At 59.0% G+C, this 15,244-nt stretch carries 13 protein-coding genes; 4 read left to right on the forward strand and 9 right to left on the reverse strand.

Annotated features, from left to right (window positions below):
* Positions 1 to 23 precede the first annotated feature (23 nt).
* Positions 24 to 686, reverse strand: coding sequence for a fumarylacetoacetate hydrolase family protein (locus DYI22_RS08715; RefSeq protein WP_213477680.1), 663 nt, complete (start codon positions 684 to 686; stop codon positions 24 to 26).
* Between the two features lie 139 nt (positions 687 to 825).
* On the opposite strand from DYI22_RS08715, the gene DYI22_RS08720 reads away from it, so the two are divergent.
* Both DYI22_RS08720 and DYI22_RS08725 read left to right on the forward strand, forming a co-directional pair.
* Positions 826 to 2,889 (forward strand): T6SS phospholipase effector Tle1-like catalytic domain-containing protein, encoded by a 2,064-nt coding sequence (locus DYI22_RS08720; RefSeq protein ID WP_213477681.1) that lies wholly within the window; start codon positions 826 to 828, stop codon positions 2,887 to 2,889.
* On the forward strand, positions 2,873 to 3,475 hold the full coding sequence (locus tag DYI22_RS08725) for a DUF2931 family protein (RefSeq protein WP_228300923.1): 603 nt from the start codon (positions 2,873 to 2,875) through the stop codon (positions 3,473 to 3,475). The genes DYI22_RS08720 and DYI22_RS08725 overlap by 17 nt, the downstream gene beginning before the upstream one ends.
* Before the next feature lie 79 nt (positions 3,476 to 3,554).
* Here DYI22_RS08725 and DYI22_RS08730 read toward each other — a convergent pair whose 3' ends face one another.
* The 3 genes from DYI22_RS08730 to DYI22_RS08740 all read right to left on the reverse strand — a co-directional run bounded on the left by DYI22_RS08730 (position 3,555) and on the right by DYI22_RS08740 (position 6,192).
* Positions 3,555 to 4,097: an adenine phosphoribosyltransferase gene (locus DYI22_RS08730; RefSeq protein WP_213477682.1), complete on the reverse strand. Its 543-nt coding sequence runs from the start codon at positions 4,095 to 4,097 to the stop codon at positions 3,555 to 3,557.
* Positions 4,098 to 4,125: 28 nt separating this feature from the next.
* A complete protein-coding gene (locus DYI22_RS08735) occupies positions 4,126 to 5,424 on the reverse strand; it encodes an NCS2 family permease (RefSeq protein ID WP_213477683.1) in 1,299 nt (432 codons plus the stop codon).
* Between the two features lie 147 nt (positions 5,425 to 5,571).
* Positions 5,572 to 6,192, reverse strand: coding sequence for a trimeric intracellular cation channel family protein (locus DYI22_RS08740; RefSeq protein ID WP_213477684.1), 621 nt, complete (start codon positions 6,190 to 6,192; stop codon positions 5,572 to 5,574).
* Between the two features lie 173 nt (positions 6,193 to 6,365).
* On the opposite strand from DYI22_RS08740, the gene DYI22_RS08745 reads away from it, so the two are divergent.
* Positions 6,366 to 6,932 carry a BLUF domain-containing protein gene (locus DYI22_RS08745; protein WP_213477685.1) on the forward strand — a complete coding sequence of 189 codons (567 nt, stop codon included), beginning with the start codon at positions 6,366 to 6,368 and terminating at the stop codon, positions 6,930 to 6,932.
* 147 nt (positions 6,933 to 7,079) lie between these two features.
* Positions 7,080 to 8,060 carry an NADPH:quinone oxidoreductase family protein gene (locus DYI22_RS08750; RefSeq protein ID WP_213477686.1) on the forward strand — a complete coding sequence of 327 codons (981 nt, stop codon included), beginning with the start codon at positions 7,080 to 7,082 and terminating at the stop codon, positions 8,058 to 8,060.
* Positions 8,061 to 8,233: 173 nt separating this feature from the next.
* On the opposite strand, the gene DYI22_RS08755 is transcribed toward DYI22_RS08750, so the two are convergent.
* The 5 genes from DYI22_RS08755 to DYI22_RS08775 form a co-directional block, all read right to left on the reverse strand.
* The gene (locus DYI22_RS08755) at positions 8,234 to 10,063 is read right to left on the reverse strand and encodes a long-chain-acyl-CoA synthetase (protein WP_213477687.1); all 1,830 of its coding nucleotides are present in this window, start codon (positions 10,061 to 10,063) and stop codon (positions 8,234 to 8,236) included.
* Between the two features lie 67 nt (positions 10,064 to 10,130).
* A complete protein-coding gene (locus DYI22_RS08760; RefSeq protein ID WP_213477688.1) occupies positions 10,131 to 10,958 on the reverse strand; it encodes an SDR family oxidoreductase in 828 nt (275 codons plus the stop codon).
* On the reverse strand, positions 10,955 to 12,937 hold the full coding sequence (locus DYI22_RS08765) for an acetyl/propionyl/methylcrotonyl-CoA carboxylase subunit alpha (protein WP_213477689.1): 1,983 nt from the start codon (positions 12,935 to 12,937) through the stop codon (positions 10,955 to 10,957). The genes DYI22_RS08760 and DYI22_RS08765 overlap by 4 nt, the downstream gene beginning before the upstream one ends.
* Positions 12,938 to 13,091: 154 nt before the next feature.
* Positions 13,092 to 13,913: an enoyl-CoA hydratase/isomerase family protein gene (locus DYI22_RS08770; protein ID WP_213477690.1), complete on the reverse strand. Its 822-nt coding sequence runs from the start codon at positions 13,911 to 13,913 to the stop codon at positions 13,092 to 13,094.
* A gap of 151 nt (positions 13,914 to 14,064) precedes the next feature.
* Positions 14,065 to 15,225, reverse strand: a complete 1,161-nt coding sequence (locus DYI22_RS08775; RefSeq protein WP_213477691.1) for an acyl-CoA dehydrogenase family protein — start codon at positions 15,223 to 15,225, stop codon at positions 14,065 to 14,067.
* Between the last annotated feature and the right edge of the window lie 19 nt (positions 15,226 to 15,244).

Raw genomic sequence — 15,244 nt, forward strand, 5'->3', positions numbered from 1 at the left:
GGACCAGAGTACCCTAACGCGCCCTAGAGCACAGTGGTCTCGACAAACAGGGCGTCTTCCAGTTCCAGCGACAGGGTCTGGCCTGCCACCAGCGGGCCGACGCCCTTCGGCGTGCCGGTGAGCACGACGTCACCGGGCAACAGCGAGAACTGACTGCTCATGTAGGCGATCAGCGGTACCACGGGATTCAGCATTTCCCGGGTATCCCCGGTCTGCTGGCGCTGGCCGTCGATATCCAGGGTGAACGTGAGGTGATTCTTGCGCACCTTGTCGACACCCACAAATGGCGACAGTGGACAGGCGCCGTCGAACGCCTTTGCCCGCTCCCAGGGCTGCCCCTTCTCCTTGAGCTTGCTCTGGACATCCCGCAGGGTAAGATCCAGGGCCAGACCGTAGCCAAGAATGGCAGCTTCCGCCTCAGTGGCGGAGGCGTTAGTGAGCGGTCGGCCAATCAACACGGCCAGCTCGGTCTCGAAATGAACGTCACCCCGATCCCGGGGGAAATCCAGCGGCCGGGTAATGTGCACCGCTGCCGTCGACGGTTTGATGAACAGCAACGGCTCGTCCGGCACGGGATTATTCAGTTCGCGGGCGTGTTCGGCGTAATTGCGGCCAATGCAGACAATTTTGCCCAGGGGCAGATGAACCGGGGTGCCATCCTTCCAGTGATGTTGATAGTCGGGCATGCAAAATTCTCCTTGAACTATTGCCTGAGTCTAAACCGGAAACCGTTTTCCTTGCACTAACTGCCAAAGTTCTTTAGGTTTCCTGCGGTCGGGTGTCGACGGATCGATGCTCAGGTAAACGAAATCAACAGGGACAGTGATGCAACTCAAATACCCCCGGGATCTCACGGCACAGGACCTGCCGCTGATTGAATCCCCCTTTTTTGCGGCTGACAGGGTCCGCTCGGTACTTTCCTCCTATTATTCCCACGAGCGGGCGCGCCTGGCGTTACCCCATGGTTTGATGGCATACGGCGATAACATGCCCACGCGGAAAGCGCAGCTATGTTCGAGAGTAGCGGCGGGCGAGCTGTTGCTGGTGTACAGCGACTCTGAACAAAGCCAGCTGTTCTCACCGGTGGTGACATGGAGGCCTGACGATTCCCGGGAGGAACAAGGGCACTGGGTATTCCGGGGCACGCCGATGTCCTGCCCCGGCGTGGAGGGCGCGGTAGCCGCACTCAACCGCCACGGCTTGAAACCCCGGGATCTGAAATCCGCCGTAGGCATCGGCGGTGCCCGGGCCGGTGATATTGACTCTGAAGTTCGGCAGCAGCGCATCAAACAGGAAGACCGCAGGCCGCAAACTGACCCCCACAATCGCGCATCCGGCACCGCTACGGCGGCATCAATGGCGACGGCAGTGCCGGTAGTGGCAGATGTGAGGCCGAAAAAGCAGAGCCCTTCTGAAGAACCGCCACTGGAAATTGTTGCCGGCCTGTTCACGGATGGCACCCTGAACAACGTCGACAACATCCGCGAATTTGAGCGCCAGGTCGAAGAGCAATGTCTGGCACCCATGCGGGAAGACCCTTCAAAGCGCGCCGAGTGCGAGGAGCGGCTTCGCCTGTTGATGGGGGAAAGTTATGCCGGTGCACCGACGAATGTTGCGAAGCTTTGGCAGTTGTATCGGGACTCTGGCCAGTCAGAGGATGAGACTGGAACGGTTTTCATCAAGGTATATTCCCCCGGCGCAGGCACGAAAACAGGTGGTGAAGACTCGGTGATTGGTATGGCGACAGGGTTGGGGGAGACAGGTGTGCCTGAGCAGGTTAAGCGATTGCTTTTCAATCTTGCCCTACAAATAAAAGATGCCAACAGCGAAGGCAGAGCCTATCGATTAACCGTCGACTTTTTCGGGTTTAGCCGGGGAGCCGCTGCGGCAAGGCATGCTGTGAACGAAATTCTGAAGGAGCGAGAAGGCGTTCTAGGCACCGCGTTAGATTCCGAAGGCATTGCTTGGCCGGCTAGTTCCAGAGTGCGGTTCGTAGGCTTGTTCGATACTGTGGCAGGCATCGTCAATTTGCCAGAGCTCGACGTCGCTCCAGGTAACGAGCGCACATATCCTGTTAATCTCTTCTTGGACCCGCTTGCCGTTGGCAAAGCTGTTCATTTGACAGCAAGTCACGAAAAGAGAGCCAACTTTTCGTTGAACAGCCTCAGGGATATGGATGGGAACTTACCCGAGAATTTTCAGGAGATTGCGTTGCCCGGTGCGCACTCAGACATAGGGGGCGGCTATCCAGCCAGTCAAGTCGAAGATGTTTTGCTGACGCCAGTGCTGGGCATTCGGGGGAGTCAGGCTCGTTGGCCCAATCAGACAATGGAGTGGGACAACGTAGAAGCGTTGCGGAGTGAAGTGGCGCAGGCTGGTTGGATCGGAGATTTAAGTCTTTCCCTACCAAGTGGCCAAGATCCAAGTCTGGAAATTGAAGTAAAGAGGCTCGAGCACCCTCTACCAGATGGGCAAGTACTGCTTAGCTTGAGAATGAAGCGATTGGTATTGGGCGATTACTCAAAAGTTTCGCTGGGGCTTATGCATGGACTTGCTCAAGAAGCTGGGGTGCCGCTATCCGAGATTAGTGAAAGTATGAGTGACAGTTCTTTACCTGACGAGCTGAAAGGGGTTTTGGAAGAGTGCAATCGCCGAATCGCGGAAGGGGAGGACACTATTGTTTTGGAACAGCGCCGGCTAGACCTGCTTCTTCAGCGGTATATTCACCACTCAGATCATTACAACCTGATGAAATCACTAATTAAAGACATGCACGTAAACTATGAGTTCCCATTTCAGACAATGCACCCGTTCAGGCCGACGTTCCATAGAAATAGAATTGTTCATCCAAATATAGAACCGGAGAGAGGCCATGTATCTCATGCATAAAGGAGGTCTGGTTATACTAATTCTGCTTTGCGTTGGCTGCAGCGCAACACCATCCAAGATGCCAGATACCACTTGGTACTTTCAGGTAGCTGCTCCCAAGCATTATGACATCTGGGTACAATTTATGGAGTTCGAGAAGTCGGGCGTATCTGCATGGCACCAAGCTCCGGGCTTCGTATCATGTTGTTGGGTTGGGGAAGGGGGACCTAGAGGCCCGGGAGGGCGTTTGGAGCTCTTCCCAAACTATGTAGGGGTACAGTGGTTTTCCTATGCGGAGCAGAAAATCTATCAGCGCCTAATATCAATACCCCCCGACTGGCACAACAAAATGCAGAATCCCGCGACCTATGTAACCGCCAAGGGCAGGTTCGAAGCGCCACGGAACATCCTGACGTTTGGTTTGGCACCAGGTGGCAGGATCGTGGTTTGGGCGAAGAACCAAGTCGGCAATGAGATTGAACTAGCCCGCTTGCAGGCTAACGAAATTGAAGGTGATTCTTCGAAGTTTGAGAAAGCAAGCGTGAACTATTTCGAGCGCAATGGTGATTACCTCGAGAAGCACGGAATTCCGCTGGAGGGTTGGTAACGTTAGAAAGGTAATCCAACCGGCTTTGATTTCGAAGCCGGCTGGATAAGGTCCAGGTTACAGAAGCTGAACAAGGGGGTCACTCCCCCTCAAAAGAACACACCGTATAAACCTTCAGCCCCTCTTCCTGCAGCTTGCGGGAGCCACCGAGATCCGGCAGGTCGATCATTGCGGCCACTTCCACGATCTCGGCGCCGATGCGGCGGATGAGCCGGGTAGCGGCCAGCATGGTGCCGCCGGTGGCAATCAGATCGTCCACCAGCACCACGTTGTCGCCGGGCTTGAAGGCGTCTTTGTGAAGTTCCACCGAGGCGGTGCCGTATTCCAGTTCGTAGTCTTCCACCAGTGTGTCGAAGGGGAGTTTGCCCTTCTTGCGTACCAGCACCAGTGAGGCATTGAGTTCGTAGGCCAGTGCTGAACCAATGATGAACCCGCGGGCGTCTACAGCGGCCACGGCGTCAATGCTCTGGCCGTGGTAGCGGTGCACGAAGGCGTCAATCAGCTTACGGAACGCGGTGCGGTCCTGAAGCACGGTGGTAATGTCACGGAAGGCGACACCGGGCTTGGGCCAGTCAGGCACTGTGCGAATGGCTTTTTTGATGCTCTCTGAAAAGTAATCCATAAATGATCCGCAAAACGCTGGAGGCGGCTTACGCCGCGTCCAGGAACATGAATTTCAGAACGAAAACAACGGCAATGATCACCACGCTGGCGTTCAGGTGCGACCAGCGGCCAGCCAGGGCTTTCAGTACAGCATAGGTGATGAAGCCAAGTGCAATGCCGTTGGCGATGGAGAAGGTCAGCGGCATCATCAGCGCGGTCACCACCGCCGGCGCGGCATCGGTTACATCGTCCCAGTCGATCAGTTTGAGGCCGGAGGTCATCAGCACAGCGACAAACAGCAGCGCGGGCGCGGTGGCGTAGGGCGGAATCACGCTGGCGATCGGCGAAAGGAACAGGCAAGCCAGGAAGAGGGCGGCAACGACCACGGCCGTCAGTCCGGTGCGGCCGCCGGCGGAGATGCCTGCCGTGGACTCGATGTAGCTGGTGGTGGTGGAGGTGCCCATCGCGGCGCCGGACATGGTGGCCACGGAGTCCGACATCAGTGCGCGGCCAAGCCGCGGCAGCTTGCCGTCTTTATCCAGCAGGCCGCCACGCTGGGCGGCACCAATCAGGGTGCCGGAGGTATCAAACAGATCCACGAACAGGAACGCAAAGATCACGCTGATCATGCCGATATTGAGTGCGCCGGCAAGATCCAGCTGCAAAAAGGTAGGCGCCATGCTGGGGGGTGTGGAAATAAAGCCGTTGTAGTCCACCATGCCCAGCATCATCGCAATGACGGTGACAGCAATGATGCCGATCATCACCGCACCGGTCACCTGGCGGAAGGCCAGTGCGCAGATCAGGGCAAAGCCACCGAAGAACAGCAGGGCTTCCGGGACTTTGACATCGCCCAGGCCCACCAGGGTGGCTGGGTTATCCACCACGATACCAGCGTTTTTCAGCGCGATCAGGGCGAGGAAGAAACCGATACCGGCGGAGATGCCAAAGCGCAGTGACAGCGGAATGCTGTTGATGATCCATTCACGGACTTTGAAAATACTCAGCAAAAAGAACAGGAAACCTGAGATAAAGACTGCCCCGAGAGCCACCTGCCAGCTGTAACCCATACTGCCGACAACGGTAAACGAGAAGAACGCGTTCAGGCCCATACCGGGGGCGAGAGCGATCGGGTAATTGGCCCACAGGCCCATGATCAGGGTGCCGATCACGGCCGCCAGGCAGGTTGCGACAAACACCGCGCCATAGTCCATGCCGGCTGCCTGCAGCATGCTGGGGTTGACCACGATGATGTAGGCCATGGTCAGGAAGGTGGTTATGCCAGCCACCACTTCTCTACGAACATTGGTGCCATGGGCTTTTAACTGAAATAGTCGCTCAAGCATGACGGGGGTCTGCCTCACTGAGTGCTGGGTAGGGTTAAGGGTTTGATCAGGATCGGTAAAACTGAATTGGGCGAAAAAACGGCAATCTTACCGGGTGAGAGGTCTCAGGCCAAGGGATGATTGACAGTTCATCGTTACGGTGTGTTGTCAGCTGTGGGGGTGGGGGTCCCGCTGCAGTCGGATGTCAAAGCGCACCGCCAGCATTCGCACGATGACGATGAACAGCAGGCCAACAGTGAGCGATAGGGTTTCATTTTCCAGAAACCACTGGCAGACAAAGTAGAGCCAGCACCCGGCGAAGGAAATCGACGCGTAGATATGATCTTTGCGGAATATGTAGGGCACTTCGTTGCACAGCGTATCCCGCAAAGCGCCGCCAAAGCAGCCGGTCATCACCCCGAGCAGGGAGGCGATGAACCACGAATGGCCAAGGTCGAGGGCCAACTGGGCGCCGAGGATGGAGAAAATTCCCAGGCCGATGGCATCCGGAAACACGATCCTTGACTCACGAATGCGTTCCGCCCGGTGCCAGTAACTGAAGACGATGGCCATGGCGAGGATCAGAATCGGCTGTTCCTGATGCTTGATCCAATACAGCGGGTGGTTGTCCATCATCAGGTCACGCAGCGTTCCGCCACCCAGGGCGGTGATAAAGCCGATGGTGAACACGCCCACAGGGTCCATGTTTTTCGAGCGCGCGATAATCATTCCTGAAATGGCAAACGCCACGATACCAATCATTTCAAGAAGATAGATGATGTCGAACATAGCAGACCCTGAAAGGCGGGAAACAACGGCGGACCGGCCGGTTTGAGTGCGCGAAGGATAGCTTAAATCCAGTGGGGATTCATCCCCGAGGCCCGGCGGTAAGTGATCCGTAAACGGGCCATCAAACGTATCTGAAGTTCACCTTACCGATGACAAGAAGTACGGAGCCGCCCATGTCCCTGATGCGATTGGCCTACGCCAGTGAAGCCACGTTTGAAGCCAAGCCGGTCGAGCAGGGTGTGGAACCCCACGTGGCGAGAATTTTGATGACCTCGCGGCGGAATAACGCCAAAACCGAACTGGTCGGCGGGCTGTATTACGGCGACGATCATTTCTTTCAATACCTGGAAGGCGAGGAAGCGGAGGTTCGCAAAACCTACCAGCGTATCCTGTCCGATGACCGGCACCGCAACGTCCGCACGTTGATCGAAGAACCGCTGACGGGGCGCACCTTTTCCAGTTGGTCGATGAAATACGTGCCGGCCTCCGCCGACGTGCGCAGCTTTCTGTCGTCCCACGGACTGGACCGTTTCAATCCGATGGACTTCTCCCGCCGCCAGTGTGAGGAAATGATCGAACTGATTCGCCAGTCGAGCCAGGACCAGAAACTGGTGAACCACGATGATCCGGCCGTTTCCCGCTCGAAGCCTGCGGCCTTTTCACCTGTGGTGCGGACAGGACTGGTGATTGCGGCCGTGGGCCTTATTGGTGCGCTTGCCTACGCTGGCACCATGCTTTAACGGCAGGCTGTTATAAGCCAACCTAATGCGGCTGAATAAGATATCTTTATTTGCTTCATGCCCCGACTCTGTTTAGCTTGATGGACATCAAATGCGGCAATTCCGCTTCCCCCAATTCCGTTCTGCTAATAACAATGGAGTCACTGAATGAAAGCCATCCTCTGCAAAGAGTACGGTCCAGCCGATAAGCTGGTGATCGAAGAGGTTGCCAGTCCTGAGGTAAAGGGCCACGGCGTGAAAATCCGCGTAAAGGCGGCCGGCCTGAACTTCCCGGACACGCTAATCATCGAGAACAAGTACCAGTTGAAGCCGTCGCTGCCGTTTTCACCGGGCGGTGAAATGGCGGGTGAAGTGATTGCCGTGGGTGAGAAAGTCACCCGCTTCAAGCCAGGTGACCGGGTTGCTGGCCTCACCGGCTATGGTGCTTTTGCTGAAGAAATCGTCGCGCCGGAGCAGAACCTGCTGCCGGTTCCTGACGCCATGCCGGACGAAAAAGCAGCAGCCTTCTCCATGGTGTACGGCACGTCCTACTATGCCCTGAAGCAGCGCGCCAACATCCAGCCGGGTGAAACCCTGCTGGTGCTGGGGGCCAGCGGCGGCGTCGGTCTGGCCACAGTCGAACTGGGCAAGGCCATGGGCGCTCACGTGATTGCAGCCGCCAGTTCTGCGGAAAAGCTGGCGGTCGCGAAAGCGGCGGGCGCTGACGACTTGATCAACTACACCGAAGAGCCCCTGAAAGAGGCGGTGAAAAAGCTCACCAAGAGCAAGGGCGTGGATGTTATCTACGATCCGGTTGGCGGTGAATTTACCGAGCAGGCTCTGCGCGCCATGGCCTGGAACGGTCGCCATCTGATTATCGGCTTTGCCGCCGGCGACATCCCCAAGATCCCCGCCAACCTGACGCTGCTGAAAGGCTGTTCCGTGGTCGGTGTGTTCTGGGGCAGCTTCACCCAGCGCGAGCCGCAGGCCAGCGCCCAGAACATGATGGAGCTGATGAAGCTCTACGCCGAGGGCAAGATCGATCCGAAGATCAGCGAAGTGTTCGAGTTCGAAGACTACGCGAAAGCTTTGGGGGCCCTGACCGAGCGGCGTGCTACCGGGAAGGTGGTGCTAAAAGTCGGGACATAACTGAGCTGTCCGAATGCGCTGGTGGGCGCACCCTCCCAAAAATTTCGGAGGCCAGGGATGGCCGGAGAGAAGCGCACACGGACGTGCTTGTAGCGGTTTTTGGGAGGGGGCGCCCATCAGCGCAGCCCCCTCAATAAGCAGGCTGGGGCCGGGAGAATCAGGCCCCTCCAAAGTCAGAAGCTTACCTTCCCCGCATCAATCTCGGATACCAGCTTCTTATCAAGCTTGGTATACCCCTCTGTGCGAGGCAACCACGCATAAACCTCTTCGCCAGTTTTGCCGAGGGAATAGCCCGCTTTCTGGATATCCACCTTGCGGTACTTGAAGGTGCCGGTTTTCTCGATGGCGTGTGTCACGCGGACGAACACCGGAATGGCGTAAGCCGGCAAGTTCTCCTTCAGGTAGGCGAACAGCTTGTTGATGTCGAACTCGCTGCCGTTGCTCTGGGGCACCAGCGTCACCATGCCGGCCTTGCCGTTGGTTTTCGGGATTTCCACGCCGTAGACGATGGCTTCCTCCACCATACCGGAGCCATCGAGGATGTTCTCGACTTCGGTGGTCGACACGTTTTCGCCTTTCCAGCGGAAGGTGTCGCCCATGCGGTCGACAAACTGCAGGTGGCCGCAGCCGATTTCCTTGAGCACATCACCGGTATTGAACCAGCTGTCGCCTCTCTTGAAGGCATCGCGGAGGATGGATTTCTCGGTGGCGTCTTTCTGGGTATAACCCTCGAACGACCACTTCTTGGTGATCTCGCCGATCAGCAGGCCCGGTTCACCCTTGCGGACTTCTTCCATGTAACCCTTGCGATTGCGGATCGGGTCCCGGGTACCGTCGTGGAACTTGACCAGTTTGTAGGGCGCCGTGGAAAAGCCCACGGTGTTGTCCATGTTAAAGAAGTTGGAGAAGCCGATGTTGCCCTCACTGGAGGCGTAGAGCTCCGCCACGGTCTCGATGCCGAAGCGTTGCTTGAACTCTTTCCAGATGGACGGGCGCAGGCCGTTGCCGATCATTTTGGTCAGGCTGTGATTGCGGTCCTGGTCGCTGGCCGGCTGGTTCAGTAGGTAGCGGCAGAGTTCGCCGACGTAGCCGAAGGTGGTGGCTTTATAGCGGCGCACATCGTCCCAGAAGGCGCTGGCTGAGAACTTGCGGCGCAGGGCGATGGACGAGCCGCCGGCCAGCACCGAGCCCCAGCACACCAACAGCGCGGTGCCGTGGTACAAAGGCAGCGTGCAGTACAGGACGTCTTCCGGTTCCATGGCGAGGGACATCAACCCGAAGCCGCCGTAGGCCTTCACGAACTTGCGATGGCTGCCGGGTGCAGCCTTCGGCAGGCCGGTGGTGCCGGAGGTGAACAGGTAAATGGCGGTGTCACCCATTTTAGGCGGGTTGCTCAGCACCGGATTGGTGCCACTGTAGGCGCTCACCTTTTCTGCCATGTTGACATAGCCTTCCGGTGCGTCGCCGAACATGCTCTGGGTGTTGGCGTCCGCCAGGAACAGAAACGGCGTGCCATGGTTGGTCTGCAGATCGGCTTTCACCGCGTCAAATGGCTCGGTCAGCTCCTCGCCAACCACCACCATGCGCGGCTTGATCAGGTTGATGCTGTGTTCCAGCACTTTGCCTTTCTGGGAGGTGTTGAGCATGGCGCAGGACACGCCAATCTTGGCGGCGCCGGCGACCACGGCGAGCAGTTCCGGGCGGTTCTCCAGAAACACCGCGATGGCATCGCCCTTGACCAGCCCCTGGGCCAGCAGGAAGTTGGCAATGCGGTTGGCCCAGTTATTGAACTCGGACCAGGTGATGCTGCGATCCTCGTAGGCAATGGCAGGGCGGGAGGGGTATTTCTCCGCATTACGCTCCACCAGGACGCCGAGGGTCAGTTCCTTGTTTTCATTCTTGATCGAGTAGTAATAGTAGCCTTTGGCGATGGCCGGAAACCGGCGCACGATGCCGGGAATGCTGCGGACGATGTCACGGGCTGAAACGTTGTCTTGACTCATGGTGCTATCCGTAAGGGTTTTGAGTTGTGGTTTTGTTGTGGCCCCGGGACACCGTCTTTCTCCGGGGCTAATCCAGGAACAGGTCCGGTAGCAGCGGCTTGTCGCCGGCGGCGAATCGGTACTGTTCGAAATCGGTTACGCCGTCCTCTCGCAGGACGTCTTCGTCAATCAGGGCCTGCCCGGTCAGGCTGGTGCCCGGTCGATTGAGGATGCTGACGGCGGCATCCGCCATGATCTCCGGCTTGCGGCCCTGGGCCATCATCTGCGGTCCGCCCACTTCAAACTCGATGGCGGCCGTGGCAATCAGGGTTTTCGGCCACAAACAGTTCACGGCAATGTCGTAGCGCCTGAATTCCTCCGCCATCCCCATGCTGAGCATGGTCATGGCGTACTTCGTGGTTGTGTATGGGCCATACTGCGCGAACCATTTGGTGTCCAGGTTCAGCGGCGGTGACAGGCTCAGGATATGACCGTTGTCCGAAGCCTTCAGCCAGGGCAGGGCCGCCTGGCTGCAGAGAAACACCGCGCGGGCGTTGACCTGATGCATCAGGTCGTAGCGGCTGGCCTTGAGTTTCTCCACCCCGGTCAGCCGGATGGCGCCGGCGTTATTCACCAGCGCATCAATGCCCCCGAAGTGCTCGGCCGCCTCATTCACCCGCTGCCGCACCTGGTTTTCGTCCCGTACATCCAGTACCAGCGGCAGCGCCTGCCCGCCGGCGTCACGAATTTCCTCCGCCACACTGTGAATGGTGCCCGGCAGTTTCGGGTGCGGGGTGTCGGACTTGGCGCCGATCACCACGTTCGCCCCCTGCCTGGCGCAGGCGAGGGCAATGGCCCGGCCGATGCCCCGGCTGCCGCCGGTGATAAATACAGTTCGCTTGTTCAGACTGTTCATGGGTTGGCCTCCTGTTCCGTCGCCTCGCCAGCGTGGATATTCACCAGCAACTGGCTGCGCTTGACCTGATCGCCGCGGGTGACCAGCACCTCGCCGACCACACCGTCCCGGTCTGCTTTGACCGGGTGTTCCATCTTCATGGCTTCCAGTATAACCAGTGTCTCGCCCTGCTGGACGGTTTGACCGGCTGAGACCAATACATCAATGATGGCGCCGTCCATGGAGGCCTGAACCTTGCCGCTGCCCGCACCGTTAGCGCCGGCGGCTGGCTGGTGGGTAATGTCCCTTACCGCCCAGGCTTGCCCGAACGCCTGCAAATATAGGGAATCCCCGTCGCGGTGGTATTGGCAACGCTGACGTACCCCGTTGTCGATGATGCATAACAGGCCATCGCCAAGGCTTTGCACCATCAGTTGATACTGCCGGTCGCCATGGCTGACAGACACTGTATCGCCGGCCTTGCGCACCAGCAGTTGGACAGCTCCGTCGCCCGTGTCCAGCTTCATCGGTGTCATCGTCGCCGGGGCGTTGCTCCAGGCGCTCTGGCCCGATCTGCCATGGTCGAGGATGCTGGCTGCCATGGCGAGCTCGCGGATGCCGGGGGTAAACGGCGCCAGCGACGGATCCTCCCGAAAGGCCTGTTGCAGGAACGCGGTGGTGGCTTCCCCGGCACCGAAGGTATCGTTGGCGATAATGCGGCTGAGGAAATAGCGGTTGGTGGTGACGCCGAACACGGTGGTGTCTTCCAGTGCGCGGATCAGCCGGCGGCGGGCCTCGTCCCTCGTCTGGCCCCAGGCAATGACCTTGGCCAGCATGGGATCGTAGTGGGGGGTGATGACGTCGCCGGAGCGCACGCCGGTGTCGTATCGCAGGCCCTCTCCCTCGGCGGGTGCAAAGGCCAGCAGCGGTCCGGTTTGCGGAATGAAATCGTGGGCCGGGTCTTCGGCGTACAGCCGCACTTCGATGGCGTGGCCATTGAGCCGGATTTCGTCCTGCTGCAGGGGCAGGGGCTGCCCTTCGGCCACCGCCAGTTGCCAGGCCACCAGATCCTGGCCGGTAATCAGCTCGGTGACCGGGTGTTCCACCTGCAGGCGGGTGTTCATTTCCAGAAAGTAGAAATTGCGATCCTTGTCCACCAGGAACTCGACGGTGCCGGCCCCTTCGTAGCCGCAGGCCAGTGCGGCTTTCACCGCCGCCTCGCCCATGGCCTGGCGCAGTTCCGGCGTCACGAACGGGGAGGGCGCTTCTTCCACCACTTTCTGGTGGCGACGTTGCACCGAGCAGTCCCGCTCGCCAAGGTACACGGCGTTGCCGTGGCGGTCGGCAAAGACCTGGATTTCCACATGGCGGGGCTCGATGACGGCTTTTTCGAGGATGAGTTCGTCGTCGCCGAAGGCTTGTTTGGCTTCGGAGCGGGCGCGTTTGATGTTGTCCGCCAGTTCAGCATCTTGCTGCACCAGGCGCATGCCGCGGCCACCGCCGCCGGCAGAGGCTTTGATCATCAGCGGGTAGCCGATGTCCGCTGCCGCGGCGATGAGTTCGTCGTCACTGGCGTTGTTACCTTTGACGGGCCCTTCGTAGCCGGGCACAACGGGCACGCCAGCCTGTTGCATGGCGATCTTGGAGCGGCGCTTGCTGCCCATGAGGTCAATGGCATCGGCAGGAGGCCCGACGAAGACCAGGCCGGCGTCTTTACAGGCGTTGGCGAAGCCGGCGTTTTCGGAGAGAAAGCCGTACCCGGGATGGATGCAGTCGGCGCCGGTTTTCCGTGCGGCGTCGGAGATGGCGTCCACGTTCAGGTAGGAAGCGCCGACCTGAGCCGGGCCAACGCACACGGCTTCGTCGGCCTCATGCACGTGCAGGGCGCGGGCGTCGGCTTCGGAGTAGACCGCTACGGTGCGATATCCGAGGGCTTTGGCGGTGCGGATGACCCGGACGGCTATTTCGCCTCGGTTGGCTATGAGGAGCTTCTTTAACATGGTGCTGATCTCTTGTAATGGTGCCTGTCCGCACCTATGGCGGGGAAGCGCTTCCAGAAAACCGCTACAAGCACGTCCGTGTGCGCTTCTCTTCGGCCATCCATGGCCTTCGAAATTTTCTGGAAGCGCTTCCCCGCCATAGGCGCTCCCGCTGTCATTCGGAGTGGCTTGCCCACTTTGGTTCACGTTTTTGCATGAAGGCCATGGTGCCTTCGGCGCCTTCATCGCTTCGGATAGCGGCGGCGAATTTTTCGGCAGCGCTGTCCAGCAGGCCACCCATGGATTCATGACCAACGCGGTGGAGCAACGCCTTGGTTTCGGCGGTGGCTTTGGGGGCACACAAGCGAACTCGCTCGAGAGCCTGGTCCAGCAATTTGTCGATATGCTCGTCCGACGCAGCCACCTGGTGAACAATGCCAAGAGCGCAGGCTTCTTCGGCACTGATTCTCAGCCCGAGCAGCGCCAACCGGCGGGCCTGGGTCAGGCCGATGCGTTCAACGACAAAGGGCGCGATCTGCGCCGGAATCACCCCAAGAGAGGTTTCCGGCATGCCGAATTTTGACGTTGGCCCTGCAAAAGCGACGTCCGAGACGCAGGCCAGTCCGAACCCGCCGCCCATCACCGCGCCTTCGGTGATGGCGATGACGACCTTGGCGGATTCGTTGACCTGCTGGATCATCTGGCCGAATGCCCGGTTCAGGCGGTAGAACGGATCGGCCTCGCCGTCGGCCGCGCTTTGACCCCGGGCGCCGGCCATGTCTTTAATGTCACCGCCGGCGCAAAAATGACCGCCGGCACCTCGAATCACCACCGCGCGTATGCTCATGTCGTTTTCGACCTGCGCGAACACGGTGGACAGTTCCGCCACCATTTGAAGGCTCATGGCGTTGCGCACGTCTGGGCGGTTGATGGTGACGTGCAGGGCGGGGCCCTGTTTTTCCAGTAGCAGCGTTTCGCAGTGTGGTAGCTGGCTCATGTTAAGACTCCACGTAAAGTGTCCGGGGGCTGGCAGGCAGGAGGGGCTTTCCGGGACCGTCGGCAGCAGGGATGCTGCCGTCGAGCGTACAGGGACGTATTTAAAGCGTGTCCCGGAAAGCCCCTCCTGCCTGCCAGTCCTTCTGCCAAAGTTAGTCTTTGCGCTTGCCCGGCAGGGTTCCCATCATTTTGCAGATGATGCCCAGCATGATTTCGTCGGCACCGCCGCCGATGGACACCAGGCGCACGTCCCGGAATGCGCGGGACAGCGGGTTGTCCCACATGTAGCCCATACCACCCCAGTACTGCAGGCAACTGTCGGTCACCTCACGGCCCAGGCGGCCGGCTTTCAGCTTTGCCATTGAGGCCAGTCGGGTGACGTCTTTGCCCTCAATGTGCAGTTCACAGGCCTGATAGGTCAGGGCGCGCAGGGCTTCCACTTCGGTTTGCAGCTCGGCCAGGCGGAAGTGAATGACCTGGTTGTCGATCAGCGGCTGGCCGAAGGTCTTGCGCTCGCGGCAGTAGTCGATGGTCATGTTGATGCAGTTCTCCAGCGCCTTGATCACGTTGGCGGCGCCCCACATGCGTTCTTCCTGGAACTGCAGCATCTGCATCATGAACCCGGTTCCCTCGGCACCGATGCGGTTGCGTTGGGGAACGCGCACGTCGTCAAAGAAGATCTGCGCGGTTTCGGAGGAGCGCATGCCCAGCTTGTTCAGATGCGGGCTGAAAGAGATACCCGGCGAGTTCATCGGCACCACGATCAGGGATTTGTTCTTGTGGGGTTTGTCATCGGAGGTGTTGGCCAGCAGGCAGATGAAGTCGGCCTTGGGGCTGTTGGTGATCCACATCTTGGAGCCATTGATGACGTAATCATCGCCGTCCTGCTTCGCGGTGGTTTTCATCCCGGCGACGTCAGAACCCGCGCCCACTTCACTGACACCGATACAGCCGACCATGTCGCCGGCGATGGCGGGTGTCAGGAAATCCCGTTTGAGTTCATCGGACCCGAACCGCGCAATCGCGGGGGTGCACATGTCGGTCTGCACGCCCACGGCCAGGGGCACACCGCCACAATGGGCCATGCCCAATTCTTCCGCCACGACCAGGTTGTAGCTGTAATCCAGCCCCATGCCGCCGTATTCTTCCGGCTTCTGAATGCCGAGCAGGCCGAGGTTGCCGAGTTTCTTGAAGACGTCGTGAATCGGAAACTCCCCGGCTTCTTCCCATGCATCGCAATGGGGGTTGATTTCTTTTTCCACGAAGTCGCGGACGGTTTTTCTCAGGGCGTCGTGTTCGGCGGTGAATTTCATGTTCTTGTTCTCCTACTGA

Source organism: Marinobacter lipolyticus (genome assembly GCF_018424605.1).
GTDB classification, from domain to species: Bacteria; Pseudomonadota; Gammaproteobacteria; order Pseudomonadales; family Oleiphilaceae; genus Marinobacter; species Marinobacter lipolyticus_B.

What these genes read in the sequence shown, in the direction of transcription:
- DYI22_RS08715 (WP_213477680.1), bottom strand. Translation starts at nt 686, where the DNA reads ATGCCCGACTATCAACATCACTGGAAGGATGGCACCCCGGTTCATCTG.
- DYI22_RS08720 (WP_213477681.1), top strand. Translation starts at nt 826, where the DNA reads ATGCAACTCAAATACCCCCGGGATCTCACGGCACAGGACCTGCCGCTG.
- DYI22_RS08725 (WP_228300923.1), top strand. Translation starts at nt 2,873, where the DNA reads ATGTATCTCATGCATAAAGGAGGTCTGGTTATACTAATTCTGCTTTGC.
- DYI22_RS08730 (WP_213477682.1), bottom strand. Translation starts at nt 4,097, where the DNA reads ATGGATTACTTTTCAGAGAGCATCAAAAAAGCCATTCGCACAGTGCCT.
- DYI22_RS08735 (WP_213477683.1), bottom strand. Translation starts at nt 5,424, where the DNA reads ATGCTTGAGCGACTATTTCAGTTAAAAGCCCATGGCACCAATGTTCGT.
- DYI22_RS08740 (WP_213477684.1), bottom strand. Translation starts at nt 6,192, where the DNA reads ATGTTCGACATCATCTATCTTCTTGAAATGATTGGTATCGTGGCGTTT.
- DYI22_RS08745 (WP_213477685.1), top strand. Translation starts at nt 6,366, where the DNA reads ATGTCCCTGATGCGATTGGCCTACGCCAGTGAAGCCACGTTTGAAGCC.
- DYI22_RS08750 (WP_213477686.1), top strand. Translation starts at nt 7,080, where the DNA reads ATGAAAGCCATCCTCTGCAAAGAGTACGGTCCAGCCGATAAGCTGGTG.
- DYI22_RS08755 (WP_213477687.1), bottom strand. Translation starts at nt 10,063, where the DNA reads ATGAGTCAAGACAACGTTTCAGCCCGTGACATCGTCCGCAGCATTCCC.
- DYI22_RS08760 (WP_213477688.1), bottom strand. Translation starts at nt 10,958, where the DNA reads ATGAACAGTCTGAACAAGCGAACTGTATTTATCACCGGCGGCAGCCGG.
- DYI22_RS08765 (WP_213477689.1), bottom strand. Translation starts at nt 12,937, where the DNA reads ATGTTAAAGAAGCTCCTCATAGCCAACCGAGGCGAAATAGCCGTCCGG.
- DYI22_RS08770 (WP_213477690.1), bottom strand. Translation starts at nt 13,913, where the DNA reads ATGAGCCAGCTACCACACTGCGAAACGCTGCTACTGGAAAAACAGGGC.
- DYI22_RS08775 (WP_213477691.1), bottom strand. Translation starts at nt 15,225, where the DNA reads ATGAAATTCACCGCCGAACACGACGCCCTGAGAAAAACCGTCCGCGAC.